Annotated in this window: 13 protein-coding genes; 7 read left to right on the forward strand and 6 right to left on the reverse strand. The window is 64.0% G+C overall.

What is annotated here, in order from left to right; genetic code table 11:
* Positions 1 to 36: 36 nt before the first annotated feature.
* A complete protein-coding gene (locus tag ANTHELSMS3_RS14465) occupies positions 37 to 1,257 on the reverse strand; it encodes an MFS transporter (RefSeq protein WP_094035486.1) in 1,221 nt (406 codons plus the stop codon).
* A 187-nt stretch (positions 1,258 to 1,444) separates the two neighbouring features.
* On the opposite strand from ANTHELSMS3_RS14465, the gene ANTHELSMS3_RS14470 reads away from it, so the two are divergent.
* The 6 genes from ANTHELSMS3_RS14470 (at position 1,445) to ANTHELSMS3_RS14495 (ending at position 5,120) form a co-directional block, all read left to right on the forward strand.
* A complete protein-coding gene (locus tag ANTHELSMS3_RS14470; protein ID WP_094035487.1) occupies positions 1,445 to 2,152 on the forward strand; it encodes a precorrin-6A/cobalt-precorrin-6A reductase in 708 nt (235 codons plus the stop codon).
* The gene (locus ANTHELSMS3_RS14475; RefSeq protein WP_094035488.1) at positions 2,128 to 2,775 is read left to right on the forward strand and encodes a DNA-3-methyladenine glycosylase family protein; all 648 of its coding nucleotides are present in this window, start codon (positions 2,128 to 2,130) and stop codon (positions 2,773 to 2,775) included. The genes ANTHELSMS3_RS14470 and ANTHELSMS3_RS14475 overlap by 25 nt, the downstream gene beginning before the upstream one ends.
* Entirely contained in the window at positions 2,772 to 3,437 is a 666-nt protein-coding gene (locus tag ANTHELSMS3_RS14480; protein ID WP_094035489.1) for an alpha/beta hydrolase, read from the forward strand. Before ANTHELSMS3_RS14475 ends, ANTHELSMS3_RS14480 begins: the two co-directional genes overlap by 4 nt.
* 354 nt (positions 3,438 to 3,791) lie before the next feature.
* Positions 3,792 to 3,974 carry a hypothetical protein gene (locus ANTHELSMS3_RS14485; protein WP_094035490.1) on the forward strand — a complete coding sequence of 61 codons (183 nt, stop codon included), beginning with the start codon at positions 3,792 to 3,794 and terminating at the stop codon, positions 3,972 to 3,974.
* 68 nt (positions 3,975 to 4,042) lie between these two features.
* Positions 4,043 to 4,339 (forward strand): putative quinol monooxygenase, encoded by a 297-nt coding sequence (locus tag ANTHELSMS3_RS14490; RefSeq protein ID WP_094035491.1) that lies wholly within the window; start codon positions 4,043 to 4,045, stop codon positions 4,337 to 4,339.
* Between the two features lie 196 nt (positions 4,340 to 4,535).
* Positions 4,536 to 5,120, forward strand: coding sequence for an HNH endonuclease (locus ANTHELSMS3_RS14495; protein ID WP_094035492.1), 585 nt, complete (start codon positions 4,536 to 4,538; stop codon positions 5,118 to 5,120).
* Positions 5,121 to 5,130: 10 nt separating this feature from the next.
* Here the strand turns inward: ANTHELSMS3_RS14495 and ANTHELSMS3_RS14500 are convergent, their stop codons facing one another.
* The 5 genes from ANTHELSMS3_RS14500 to ANTHELSMS3_RS14520 all read right to left on the reverse strand — a co-directional run bounded on the left by ANTHELSMS3_RS14500 (position 5,131) and on the right by ANTHELSMS3_RS14520 (position 10,123).
* Positions 5,131 to 6,510 carry a hypothetical protein gene (locus tag ANTHELSMS3_RS14500; RefSeq protein WP_157733519.1) on the reverse strand — a complete coding sequence of 460 codons (1,380 nt, stop codon included), beginning with the start codon at positions 6,508 to 6,510 and terminating at the stop codon, positions 5,131 to 5,133.
* A 255-nt stretch (positions 6,511 to 6,765) separates the two neighbouring features.
* On the reverse strand, positions 6,766 to 7,278 hold the full coding sequence (locus ANTHELSMS3_RS14505) for a bactofilin family protein (RefSeq protein WP_094035494.1): 513 nt from the start codon (positions 7,276 to 7,278) through the stop codon (positions 6,766 to 6,768).
* Entirely contained in the window at positions 7,268 to 8,578 is a 1,311-nt protein-coding gene (locus ANTHELSMS3_RS14510) for a M23 family metallopeptidase (protein WP_094035495.1), read from the reverse strand. Before ANTHELSMS3_RS14510 ends, ANTHELSMS3_RS14505 begins: the two co-directional genes overlap by 11 nt.
* Before the next feature lie 162 nt (positions 8,579 to 8,740).
* A complete protein-coding gene (locus ANTHELSMS3_RS14515; RefSeq protein WP_094035496.1) occupies positions 8,741 to 9,568 on the reverse strand; it encodes a ferritin-like domain-containing protein in 828 nt (275 codons plus the stop codon).
* 93 nt (positions 9,569 to 9,661) lie between these two features.
* On the reverse strand, positions 9,662 to 10,123 hold the full coding sequence (locus ANTHELSMS3_RS14520) for a peroxiredoxin (protein ID WP_094035497.1): 462 nt from the start codon (positions 10,121 to 10,123) through the stop codon (positions 9,662 to 9,664).
* A 145-nt stretch (positions 10,124 to 10,268) separates the two neighbouring features.
* Between ANTHELSMS3_RS14520 and ANTHELSMS3_RS14525 the strand changes: the two genes are divergently transcribed.
* Positions 10,269 to 13,490: a DUF3971 domain-containing protein gene (locus ANTHELSMS3_RS14525; protein ID WP_254694746.1), complete on the forward strand. Its 3,222-nt coding sequence runs from the start codon at positions 10,269 to 10,271 to the stop codon at positions 13,488 to 13,490.
* The last annotated feature ends 4 nt before the right edge of the window (positions 13,491 to 13,494 follow it).

The following is a 13,494-nucleotide window of genomic DNA, read 5'->3' on the forward strand; positions in this document are numbered from 1 at the left end:
CTGCAGGTCTCTTAGGTCAGGCCCGGGACGGGGCAGTTATCCCTCCGCGCCAACCTCATCGCGTGGCCGCAGCACCAACCAGATCAGTGCGCCGCCAGCCAGCACAAGGAAGGGTGCCATGGCCAGGTTCACCGCCGTCCAACCCTGCTGCGGTGTTCCGCCAGAGCAGTTCATCAATCCACCGGAGGAGAGGGAGGCAAAGGTCACGCCGCCAAAGACGATGAGGTCATTCAATCCTTGCATCCGGCCACGCTCATGCGGTTCATGCGCGCCGGCCAGCATTGTGGTGGCGCCGATAAAGCCAAAGTTCCAGCCCAGCCCCAACAGCACCAGCGCGACAAAGAACTGTTCCAATTCGACGCCCGAGAGGCCGACAATGCCTGCCCCCGCAAGGATCACCAAACCCGTGGCCATGATCTTTTCAACTCCGAAGCGGGCGATCAGGTGTCCGGTGAAAAAGCTGGGGGCGAACATCGCCAGAACGTGCGCGGTGACGACATTGGCGGCATCGTTCGTCTCAAACCCGCAGCCGACTACGGCCAGAGGGGTGGAGGTCATGACAAGGTTCATCAGCGCGTAGGAGACAGTGGCGCAGATCACCGCGACGGCGATGCGCGGCGTGGCCAGCAATTGCATTCGGGTGCGACCCTTGGGCGCGTCCTCTGCCGGGCGCGGCGGGCGCGGGATCTTGAGGAAGAGAAACAGCAGCGCGCCCAGCAGGTTGAGCGCGATCACCGCCGCATAGGTGCCAAGGAAGGGCACGACAAAGGCATCTGACGTCGCCTTGACCAGTTGCGGGCCAATGATGGCGGAGGCTAGGCCGCCCGCCATGACGTAGGAAATCGCCTTGGGGCGGAATTCGTCCGACGCGGTGTCAGCGGCGGCAAAGCGGTAAAAGCCCTGCGCTGACATATAGGTGCCGGTGATCAGCGACCCCAGCAGGAAGATCGGGAAGGAAGCCAGGTAGAGCCCGTAGGCCCCGACCGCCCCGCCAAGCGCGCCTGCGCCTGCGCCGACAAAGAACCCGGCGCGTCGTCCGTATTGCTGCATCAGCCAGGACACCGGCGTCGCCGACAGCATCGAGCCCAGCACGATCAGAGAGATCGGCAGAGTTGCAAAACAGATGTTGGAGGCCAGCGACTGTCCGGCCAGCCCGCCGATGGTAAAGATCATCGGCATCTGCGCGCCCAGGATCGCCTGAGCGAGGACAAGAACGACTACGTTGCGGCGGGCGGGGGCGTCATGTGCGGATGTCATGATGTGATGGGTAAGCGGCGGCGCGGGCAGGAGCAAGAGCGTTTGTGTCGCGCCTACGGTCGGATGTGGTTGGGGGCGCTGCCCCCGTCTTCCTTCGGTCGACTCCCCCGGGATATTTTTAGACAGAAGAAGCCGAGGGGCGTGGGCTGAGGTTTCGCTTTGATCGGTGCTGTTCTAAGAGTTGGGGATGAATGGGATCGTGATCATCGGCGGCTCGATCGAGGCGTTTTTGCTGGCCAGGGCAGTGCCGGGCGTGCGGGTGATCTTGCCCGTTGCAGAGCGCGTGGCGCGGCGCTGGCCCTGTCCCGTTGATGTGGGGGCCATCACGCCGGATGAACTGCTGGACGCCGGGGCGCGAGTGGTGGTCGAGGCGGCGCATCCTTGTGACATTGGAACCGCTGGTGCGGCGGTCAAGGCGGCACGAGACCTGGGCTTGGGCCATCTGCAACTGGTGCGTCCGCCGTGGCGCGCGACACGGCGCGATTTGTGGGTGCAGTTGCGTGAGGCGCGGCAGGCGGCCGCTGTGATCCCTGAGGGGGCGCGGGTGTTTGTCGCCACCGGGGGCGAAGCCTTGACCGAGTTGCGCGCGTTGCGCGCAGAGGTGCTGATGCGCCGGATCGGTGAGGCGTCCGGCACGCTGCCGTTGCGCAAGGGGCGTTTTCTGTTCGGGCGGGGCCCGTTTACGGTCACCGACGAGGTGCGGCTGTTGCGCAAGGAACGGATTGACTGGCTGTTGGTCAGCAATGCAGGCGGGGCAGGCGGTTGGCCCAAGCTGGCCGCCGCGCGGGCCCAGCGCCTGCCTGTTGCTATGATCGATCGCCCACGTCGACCTTGCGGGCCGCGTGTTTCAACCGTCAAGGAGGCCCTGACATGGCTGAGTGCCCATCCCGTATAGGGCGGATAATTCGCGGTGAGGCCTGCGTGGCCGAAGGGGCGGCGTGGCTTGTGACCTGCGAGCCGCGCTTTGCTGTGGCGTTGGCGCAGACCGGCCCGCTGCCGTTGCGATTGCGTGAAGACGGTTTTGGCCAGTTGTTCAGCGCCATTGTCAGCCAGCAGGTCAGCGTTGCCTCGGCGCGCGCGATCTGGGCCAAGCTGGAGGGGGCAGGCATGGTCACGGCTGAGGCGATCCGTGCAACCGATCATGACGGGTTGCGCGCATTTGGTCTCAGCCGCCAAAAGGCCACCTATGCGCAGGCGCTGGCCGGGGCGGGCATTGATTTTGACGGCTTGCGCGCGATGCCCACTGAAGAGGTCATCAAAACGCTGGTAGCAGTCAAGGGGATCGGCGTCTGGACCGCCGAAATCTATGTCATGTTCAGCCTGGGTCGCGCTGACGTGTTCGCCCCCGGCGACCTTGCGTTGCAAGAGGCGGCGCGGCTGCTGTTCGATTTGCCTGACCGACCCAAGGAAAAGGCGTTGCGACAGATGGCCGAGGCGTGGAGCCCGTGGAGATCGGTTGCGGCGCGGGCGCTCTGGGCCTACTACCACGTTGAAAAAAGCCGGGAGGGTATTGCGTGACACGGGTATTGCAGACAGGCCGGAAAGAGCCGGTTTCAGGAGAGATGCGGTCCTGCGTCGTCTTTCTGCACGGCTATGGTGCCAATGGGGCGGACCTGCTGGGGTTGGCCGACCCGTTGGGCGAGCACCTGCCGGATACGCTGTTTGTGTCGCCTGACGCGCCCGAGGCCTGTGCCGGGGCGCCGATGGGGTTTCAGTGGTTTCCGATCCCGTGGATCGATGGCTCATCCGAAGAGGAATCGATGGCGGGCATGGCGCGCGCGGTGGATGATCTGAACGCCTTTCTGGACGCGTTGATGGTGGATGAGGATCTGTTGCCCGAACAGGTCGCGCTGCTGGGCTTTTCGCAGGGCACGATGATGAGCCTGCATGTCGGGCCGCGCCGCGAAGAGGAGCTGGCGGGGATCGTCGGGTTTTCGGGTCGGCTGCTGGCGCCGGAGCTGCTGGCGGATGAGGTGCAGAGCAAGCCGCCGATCCTGTTGATCCATGGCGATCAGGACGATGTGGTGCCGGTGCAATCGCTGCCGCAGGCGGCGGAGGCGTTGCAGGAGGCGGGCTTCAAGGAAGTTTTTGCCCACGTCATGGAGGGCACCGCGCATGGCATCGCGCCCGATGGGCTGGGTGTGGCGCTGGCCTTTTTGCGGGACAAATGCGGGTTCTGATCCGGGGCTGTCCACATGTGGCGGCAAAGTTGACGTAACGTCTTCAACGGCTTGCAGAGACGGATTTACCCTTTGGCAAGGTTTGCGCGCGTGTGCATTCCTTACTGGGCGCGGAGCAAATCCTTGTTACACCGACCGGCGAGTTCCCTTGTCCGGCGTCGCGATTTTTCGCCCTTTTTCTAGTCCCATCCCCGCTTGAGCCTTGCCCCATCTGTCGTTGCCCGATCGACGATGGCCCATGCACAGGGCTGATGCTCTTCCCGCCTGAGCCCTTTGGCCCGGAAGCAGACCATAGAACAGGCGGGGCGCGCCCGGCTTGCCGCACTGCAAAAAACCAATGGGCCGACCTGACCGATGGCGGACCCAAGGGCGGAGGGGCCGAAGCCTGTTGCGCTGCTCGCGGCCTCATCGGGCTATGTGGGGCTGCATGTTCAAGACATGACGATCGAAATGGCCGATGTGCTGGGAATGGCTGGGCAACAGGATTTGTGGGTGTCCGAAACTCCGCAGCCCTCGCCCACGGGCCTGCGGACCTGAGTGCGGGCGATGTGGTATGATGGGGCAGGGGCCGGGGTGTTCCGGCCCGTCACGCGGGAGGCCCTACCATGATCATGCGTATCTTTCAGGTTGTAACGCGCCCCGGCAAAGAGGCGGAATTCAGCAAATTCTTTCACGAAGTGGCGATTCCCCTGATGAAAGGGACAGAGGGGATCGTGGATGTTTTTCCCGGCGCCGCGCGGCCCGAGAGTCCGCGCGCGTTTGCCTTTGTGATGATCTGGCGCGATCTGGATGCGCTCAAGTCCTTTGTCGGTGAGGATTACACCACGGCGCATGTGGACCCGGCGGAAGACGCGCTCGTCGAACACCGGCTGATCCGGCATTACGATCTTGTGCCGGGCTGATCATCTGTTCTGCTTGTGTGTATCGCAATCCCGTTTGTCACATGCCGTTTACCTAAGCAGGCTAAGCCTCTGTCTGACCACTTCATCTTGCGGGACTTGCCAGAGCGCAAACGCGAGATATAGTGTTTTCAAGCTGGGGCGGGTTCCCCGCTCTGGCGCTTGATGAACAGCAGACCGGGCAGAGGGCGAGTCTCTCATGAATAGCGAGTTCAGAACCAATTTCGTGCGCGAACCGGGCGCACTCAAGCATCATCCTGCGCTGGTGCTGAACGCGGACTATCGGCCGCTGTCCTACTATCCGCTCAGCCTGTGGACATGGCAGGATGCCATCAAGGCGGCGTTTCTGGACCGGGTCGATATCGTTGCCGAATACGAAGAGGTGGTGCGCAGTCCGAGTATGTCGATCAGGATCCCCAGCGTGGTGGTGCTGAAAGATTTCGTCAAACCTCAGAAGCGCGTGGCATTCACGCGCTTCAATCTTTTTCTGAGGGACGAATTTCACTGTCAGTATTGCGGGGCCAAGGCTGAATTGACCTTTGACCATGTGATTCCGCGCGCGGCGGGGGGAATCACCAGCTGGGAAAACGTGGTGGCGGCCTGTGCGCCGTGCAACCTGCGCAAAGGGTCCAAGAGCCTGCGGCAGGTGGGCATGGCGTTGCGCAAGCCGCCGCGCCAGCCGTCCGCCGGAGAACTGTTGAACATGGGGCGGCGGTTCCCACCCAACCACCTGCACGACAGCTGGCTGGACTTTCTCTATTGGGATGCCGTGCTGGAGGCCTGATGGGTCGCCCCTAGTCGGGGTGAAAGCAGAAGGTGTTGCCGGACGATTCGCTGCGCGGGCACCGGTCCTCTGCCCCTTTGGGGCGCGGATCGGGCCAGTACCAGCTGCCGGTCGCGGCCCCGTTGATCCGATCCACCAATCCTGCGGTTTCGACCACCGTGCGCGCGCCCGACGGCCAGTGATGGACGGCCTGCAGCGTGCCATCGGCCAGAACGCTGCGCGACTGTGTGCAGGGCTCTTGATCGGTCAGCGCGTCGTCGCGGTTGTAGACAAAGCAGGTGCCGGGGCGGTCGATGGTGAAGGTCTGTCCATTGCGGGGCAGGGCGATCAGCGGGATCTCTGGCGGATAGGCCATGTAGTTCTGCATCAGGGAAAAGAACAGCGGTGGTTCGGCGTCGGGAAACGATCCCTCACCCCAGACAGAGGCCTGCACCGCGCGGGCCGGTCCCCAGAAATTGCGGGCGATGTTGTACTCGTCCGATCGGTTGATAAAGCGGCCCTGACAGGTGCCGACCGCCTCCATGCCGAAACCCTGATAGCTGAAGGTGTCGGTGTCGCGGTTGACCCGGTTGTTGGGATCGCCGCTGAGGTGCCAGACGTCCGGATTGCTGGTCTGCAGGTCCATCGTGGCGCGGTACAGGTTGGCGCAGGCGGTTTTGATCACCGGGTCCGATACTTGTGAGGGCGGGTCGATCCCGATCACGGAAATCCCCCAGCGGGCGGCCTCTTGCACGGTAGAGATGTGGAACATGTCCTGCGGCGGGGTTTGGTGCATTTTGGCGGCAAGCGACGGCGGAAAGCGGAAGGCGACCAGATTGCGGAAGATCAGAGCCGTCGCTTCGACAGAGACCTGATAGGCCTTGGCGACGGTTTCGGCGCTGTAATTGCCGTCCGGCACGGTCAGGCTGGGTGCGTGAAAGCCAAGACGCCCGTCGACGTGCAAGTGGCGGCTGGTGACGGTGCCGATGTCGCTGCCGGTGTCGTAGGAGCCGGCCATAAAGACCAGCGCGCAGGCGCTTTCGCAGCGCGCGCCGGGGCGGATCATCGTGCCCAGCCTGCCATGCACCGCCTGCGTCAGTGCGACCGCCTCTTGCAGGGCGCCGCCCGGGCTGTCGAGACACAGATTGAGCGGTGTCTTTAAGTCGATGTAGGGGCCTTGGTCGCCGTCCTCATCGCTGTACCAGATGGTGTCGGCATAGCGCGATTCCGTCGAGGCCCGTTTCATCACCGCCAGCATGGCATCGGTGTCGCCAGGCGCGATGACCCCGTCCAGCGTGACAAGACAGCCGTATTCAGGGTCATCGGCCAGCCGGATGTCCGCCGCCTGCGCCGCCTGTGGTGACGTGAACGCAAGAGCGGCGGCAAGTGGGGCGGCAATCAGTTGGCGCATGGATTTATCCCTGTTTTTCTGGGCGTTGCTTGCACGCTTGGTGGAGAGAAGAGCAAAACCGGCCACAGAATGCGAGGTTTTTTTGTTGTGGATGTGTGCGTGTGCGCTGTCAGAGGCGCCGCAACGGGTGACGGATCAACAGCAGGTCCAGCCCCCAAGCGCGGCACCTGCGCCTCGTCTGGGTGAAGAACCACAGGAACGCAAAAGGCCCCGCATGTGCGGGGCCTTTTACGTTCCAAAGACTGCGCTTGGAATTTAGTCGTTGTTGCCGGGAGCGGCGGGCGCGGCCTGTGCGCCGGGCTGCTGCACCGGACGCTTGCCGCCGTTGAGCGGATCGTCCTGACGCTGAACGGAACCTTCGAAATGGGCCCCGGATTCGATTGCAATGGTCTTGTGGATGATGTCGCCCTCGACACGCGCGGTGGCGGTCAGACGCACCTTCAGGCCGCGCACGCGGCCCACGATACGACCGTTTACAACAACATCGTCGGCGACCACTTCGCCTTTGATGGTGGCGCTTTCGCCGATGGTCAGCAGGTGGGCGCGAATGTCGCCCTCTACTGTGCCTTCAACCTGAATGTCGCCGGTTGTCTTGAGATTGCCGGTCACATGCAGGTCTGCCGACAAAACAGAGGCCGGGGGCTTTGCCTTGGGCGCCGCGGCGGGCTTGTAGTCCCCTGCGGAGGCTTTCGAAGGCTCAGGCATGGCCGGTTTCGACACGTCGTCGGCCTTGTGGCCGGGCTCATTGATCTTGCTCTTAGAAAACATCGTTCGCAGCCTTGATATAGATCATCGGATTGACGGGTTTGCCACCGACTCGGACTTCGTAATGGAGATGGGTACCGGTCGATCGACCAGTGTTTCCCATATCACCGATCCTCTGCCCGCGCGAGACCCTATCCCCGACTTTCACGCGGATTTTCGACATATGCGCATAACGTGTCTCGATGCCAAATTCGTGCTGGATTTTAACCAGGCGTCCATAGCCCGACTGCCAGTCGGCGTGGATCACGACGCCGTCGGCTGTGGAATAGATCGGCGTGCCGTGGGGGGCGGCGAAATCGGTGCCTGCATGCAGACGGCCCCAGCGATAGCCAAAGCCCGAGGTAAAGCGGAACGCATCCTTGAGCGGCGAGGCAAACGGTGCCTTTTGGGCGGCGATCCGGTACAGGTTCAGCCGGTCCATCTGGTTGAGAATACGGTTGGCGCGCAGGGTGTCGGGGGAGGGGGCGTCGTCACCCTTGGTCGAGAAGGACAGCGGTGTCAGCGGGCCGCCCTGACCGGAATAGCCCTTGCGGACCTCATCCAGAATGCGGTCCGGGTCCATCCCGGCCTTTTCGAACATCTTGTCCAGCGGCACCACGGAGACGGTCATCGCCTCTTCGAGTTGGCGGAAGATGCGGTCATTCTTGTCTTCGAGGGTTTCGATGGCGGCCTGCATCTCTGCGGCGCGGATCAGGGACAGTTGCGCGTCGGCGATGACCTGATCGCGTTCCTCTGCGACGCGGGACAGGGCGTCGGTCAGCAGGTTCACGGTGGCGTCGTCGCCGCTGGCGCGGGCCACGGCCACCTCACCTTTGAGGTCGGATTCCAGTTCGGCCAGCCGCTTGGTGGCGTTCTCACGCGATTTCATGACGTCGCGCAGGGTGGCCTGGATCACGTCGATCCCGGTTTCCAGTTCGCGGCGGTGCGCCTCAGAGTCCAGCAATTCGGTCTGCATGACCGATACTTGACGAAGCGCTGCGGAGAAACGGTCCTGCGCGGCCAGTGCCTCGGCGGTGCGGGCGTCGCGTTCCGCCGACAGGGCGTTCAGACGCTGCTGATAGGTGATCTGTTCCCGTTTGGCCTGTTCGCGAAAGTTTCCGGCACCGATGGAGTCCATCAACAGGATCGCGGTGGCCACGATGGTCCAGCCCATCAATGCAGTCAGACCGACAAAAGCCACTGCCTGCGTTTCTGACCGAAGGCGGATGAACCGCGTATCGGTGTCGGATCTCAGAAAGAGCCGACGTTCTGGAAAAAAGCGCTCAACGAGCGCATGAAATCTGATCGTCAGACGTGATCTCACCCGACTGTCCCCTAGTCCCGTCCCATACAAGGTGCGCGCTGTCCCCACAGAACGGCACCCTTCGACGGGCTTACCCCAGCCATTCGTTACTCCGCAAGAATTTTAGCCATGCGATTCGGTCGCACCGGCGGGAAGGGGCCGAAATGGCAAAAAACCGCCTATTCAACGGGTTCTAGGTGGGGTCTGATCCGCGAGGGGCCAATAGAAGTCCGGCGGCAGCCCCGCTTCGGCGCGTTTTTCATCGTTGAAGGGCGGTTTGAGGGCACCTTTGAAGTAGCGTCTGACAAGATCGTGAAACACAACAATTGGGTCCGTGTCGTGTCTGCCACACAAGAAGTGGAACCATTTGGAGCCATAGGCCACATGGCTGACCTCTTCGGAATAGATCGTTTCCAACGCGGCCACGGCGCTGGTGACACCCGCCTTGCGAAAGATCCCGATCATGCCGGGAGTGACGTCCAGGCCGCGCGCCTCTAGCACCATCGGGACCACGGCGAGCCTGCCCATCAAATCATCAACTGTGTCTTCTGCGGCACGCCACATGCCGGCATGCGCGGGCAGGGCGCCGTAGAAACTGTCCATCTCCTCCAGACAATCACACATCAGGTTGAAGTGTTTGCTCTCATCATCCGCCGCCCGGACCCAGTCGTCATAGAACCCGGCAGGCATCGGCGTCGCGGCAAAGCGCGGGATGATGTCCCAATGCAGATCGACGGCGTTCAACTCGATATGCGCGACGGCGTGCAGCAGGGCGATGCGGCCCTGCGGGCTGCCGGGCTTGCGTTTGGGCACGTCACGCGGGTTCAGCAATTCCGGTTGGTCGGGCCGCGCGGGCCGGAGCGGCGGGTCGGCCCGCCCAACGGGAATCGGCGTATCCGTTTCGCGTGCGGCGATCCATTGCGCCGCATAGTCCCGCGACTTGGCGGTTTTCTGCCGGCCATCGGCGGTGGTCAAAACGTCCACCGCCATCTCGCAAAGGGTCATCGTCATGCGGCGTCTCCCATGTGGTCTGGTGCTCTCAGAACTGGGGCCGGGTATGGGGGCCATGGCCACATGGCGCAAGGCCCGGCACAACGCATGGGATCACAAGGCGCGGGCCGCCTCCAGCACTGCTTCGGCATGGCCCGGCACCTTGACCTTGCGCCACTCTTGTACGATCCGCCCGTCGCCATCAATCAGGAAGGTGGACCGCTCAATCCCCCAGAACGTCTTGCCGTACATTGATTTTTGCTTCCACACGCCCAGCCGTTCCGACAGGTCGGATCCTTCGTCAGAGATCAGCGGCACGGACAGGTTCTTCTTGGCCATGAATTTTTCATGGCTGGCAATCGTGTCCTTGGAGATCCCGTAAACCTTGACCCCAAGCGCCTCGAACTGTGGCAGAAGGGCGGTAAAGGCCTCATTCTCTTTCGTGCAGCCAGAGGTGTCGTCGCGCGGGTAGAAGAACAGCACAAACGCCGTCCCCTTGAGCGCTGCAAGCGACACCTCGCCATCGGTCGAAGGCAGGGTAAAGTCAGGGGCAAGAGCCGGGGCAGTGTCGGGCATGGATATCTCCTTTGTTTCGATGTTCTAAGGTGTGCCATAGAGCTACGCCAAGAGAGAGTAAGACAGAAGATGCGGGCTTGCAGTGAGCAGTGAGGCAAAAAAACCGACGTCGCCCCCCCGTCGCAGGCGGCGGCGTGGCCGTGCCGTGCTGTTGGTGCTGTTTGCGCTGATCGCGGCGATTGGTGTTTCGGGTTTTCTGATGATCGGGCGCCCGGTGGACGCGCCTGCCTGGGTCCGTGAACGGATCGAGGCGCGTCTGGCCCAGAGCCTGCCGGGTATCCGGGTTGATTTCGGTCGCATGAGCCTGCTGGTCCAGCGGTCCGGTCTGGCGCGGGTCATTCTGTGGGATGTGGATATCCGCAATCAATACGGCGCGCCGGTGGCGCAATTGTCGGACATCGAGGCGGGGATTTCGGCGGGCGCGCTGCTCCGCGGTAAGGTCGTGCTGCGTGAGGCGCAGGTTTCTGGCGCGTTTGTCACCCTGCGGCGTGACCGCGACGGGCGGCTGGGGTTGGCACTTGGCGATGCCTTTGCCGAAGGCAACGACATGCCCGACATTGGCCAGATCATCGCGCGGGTCGACACGATCTTGGCCGACCCCAAACTGGCGCAACTGGAGGTGTTTGAGGCGGACGCCTTGACCCTGCGCTATGAGGATCAGCGCGCCCGGCGTGGCTGGACCGCCGATGGTGGGCGGCTGCGGCTGGCGCGTGAGGACGGGGTCTTGCGGGCGACCGGCGATGTGGCGCTGCTGTCGGGCGGCGACGGGGTCGCCACGGTGGAGGTTGAGGCGTTCAGCCCGATTGGGGCGCAAAACCTTGATTTCAGCATTCATCTGGACGGGCTGGCGTCGCGAGACATCGCGACGCAAAGCCCGGCACTGTCCTGGCTCAAGGAACTGGATGCACCGATTTCGGGCGCGCTGCGCTCGGCCCTGGACGACAGCGGCATGCTGCAACCGCTGGAGGCGTCGTTGCACATCGGCGCGGGGGCGTTGCAGCCGACTGCCGCCACCCGCGCGCTGCCGTTTGACGCGGCAGAGACCGCCTTTACCTACCAGCCGGAAGAGGGCGTGCTGCGGTTTCAACGCATCCAGTTGACCTCGCCGCTGGGCACCGTGACGGCGGCCGGAACCGCCCGGTTGAACGGGATCGAGACAGGCTGGCCGCGCGGATTGACCGGGCAGTTCCTGCTGTCCAACATGTCGCTGGCCGAAGGCGCAGTGCTGGACCGCCCGATTGCGCTGACCGGGGCCGAGATGGCCTTTAAGATCCGGCTGGATCCTTTTCAGATGACGCTGGGCGAACTGCGCGTGACCGATCCCGCGTACCCGTTGCGGGCCTCGGGGCGGTTGTCGGCGGAAAGCGCGGGCTGGCAGCTGGCGCTGGACGCCCACGCGGCCCGCACGACCCCGGAGCAGGTCCTGAGCTTTTGGCCCCCCGACAGGTTTCCGGGGGTGCGGCGCTGGATCACCAACAACGTCAAGAGCGGCCAGATCGAGGATGTGCATTTTGCCCTGCGCGCCGCGCCGGACGACGCGATGCCGCAGACTTTCCTTGATCTTGGCTTTTCCGACGGCATCGCCACCTTCAACCCGCGCCTGCCCGGCCTGACCGGGGCGGCGGGACGGCTGACGCTGCACGACAACCGGCTTGGCCTGCGGCTGGAGGCAGGGACCACCGACGCCGGGCGCGGACCGATCGACATCTCCGGCAGCGAATTTGTCATCGCTGACCTGCGCGAGAAACCGGCCATCGGAGAGGTGCGCCTACAGGCCGCGGGCGGTGTCACCGCCGCGCTGTCCTATCTCAACAATGACGCTTGGCGGTTGATCGACAAGGCGGACCGGACCGTCGACATGGCCAGCGGCGCGGCGCAAGTGTCGGGCCGTATCGCGATGCCTCTGATAGATGGTCTGACGCTGGATCAGGTGGTGCTGGACCTGTCCGGTGCGCTGCGCGACATTGATGCGCCCACCGCGATCCCCGGCAAGCCGCTGACCGCCGACCAACTGGCGTTGAGCGTCACCAATGCCGCCGTGGCGCTGGAGGGCGCGGTGCTGGTGGACGGCGTTCCCGCCAAGGGCCGCTGGGCGCGGCCCCTGCAAGGCAGCGGCGGTGAGGTCGACGCCGAGGTGACGCTGACCGCGCAGAGCATCGCCGCGCTTGGCATCGGATTGCCGCCAAACAGCGTGCGCGGGCGCGGCATGGGGCGGTTGCGCATCGACATGCCACGCGGCGCGCCGGCCCGGTTCGAGCTGACCAGCGATCTGGACGGGCTGGGCCTGTCGTTGCCGCAAATCGGCTGGGATCTGCCCCCCGGCGCGCGGGGCAGTTTCAGCGTCGCGGGCCTGTTGGGCACGGTGCCGACCATTGAACGGCTGGCGCTGTCTGGGGCGGGGCTGGATGCACAAGGGCGGGTTCTGCTGGATCGCTCCGGCAGGTTTGACCGGCTGGAGCTGTCGCGGCTTACGGTCGGCGACTGGCTGGACGTGAGCGGGCGGTTGGTGACGCGCGGAGGCGGCATTCCGGGGATCGAAGTGGACAAAGGCCGCATCGACATGCGCAGCGCGCCGTTTACCTCCAGTTCCGGCACCGACGGCGGGGCCGGTCCGGGCGGCGGGGGCGCGCCGCTGGCCTTGACGCTGGACAGTTTGCGGCTGACCGACAGCATCGTCTTTGAGGAGTTCCGCGCCGATTTCGACACCACGCGCGGACTGAACGGTGCCTTTACCGCCAAGCTGGGCGGGCGCGCCCCGGTCAAAGGCGTTGCCGTGCCGCAAAACGGCGGCACCGCCTTTCGCATCACCGCAGAGGACGCGGGCGAGGTGCTACGCGCAGCCGATATGCTCAAGACCGTGCGCGATGGGGCGTTTCGGCTGGACCTTGCGCCGGTGCGGGGCAAGCCGGGCACCTATGACGGCATGATGACGATCAAGGGCACGCGGCTGCGCAAAGCGCCCGCCATTGCCGCCCTGTTGGATGCGGTCAGCATCGTGGGGATGCTGGACCAGCTGAACGGGCCGGGGATCTTTTTCTCGGATGTCGAGGCGCGTTTTCGGCTGACCCCCAGCCGCGTTGTGATCAGCCGGTCCAGTGCGGTGGGGCCGTCGATGGGGATCTCGCTGGACGGGTATTACGATCTGGCAAGCGGGCGCATGGACCTGCAGGGAGTGTTGTCGCCCATCTATCTGGTGAACGGCATCGGGCGGTTGATCTCGCGACAGGGAGAGGGGCTGATCGGGTTCAACTTCAACCTGCGCGGCACGGTCGAAAATCCGCGTGTTCTGGTCAATCCGCTTTCGGCCTTCACTCCGGGTATGTTCCGTGACATCTTTCGGCGGCCTCCGCCCAAGCTGTCTCAATGATCCC

The organism is Antarctobacter heliothermus (assembly GCF_002237555.1).
Lineage (GTDB): Bacteria > Pseudomonadota > Alphaproteobacteria > Rhodobacterales > Rhodobacteraceae > Antarctobacter > Antarctobacter heliothermus_B.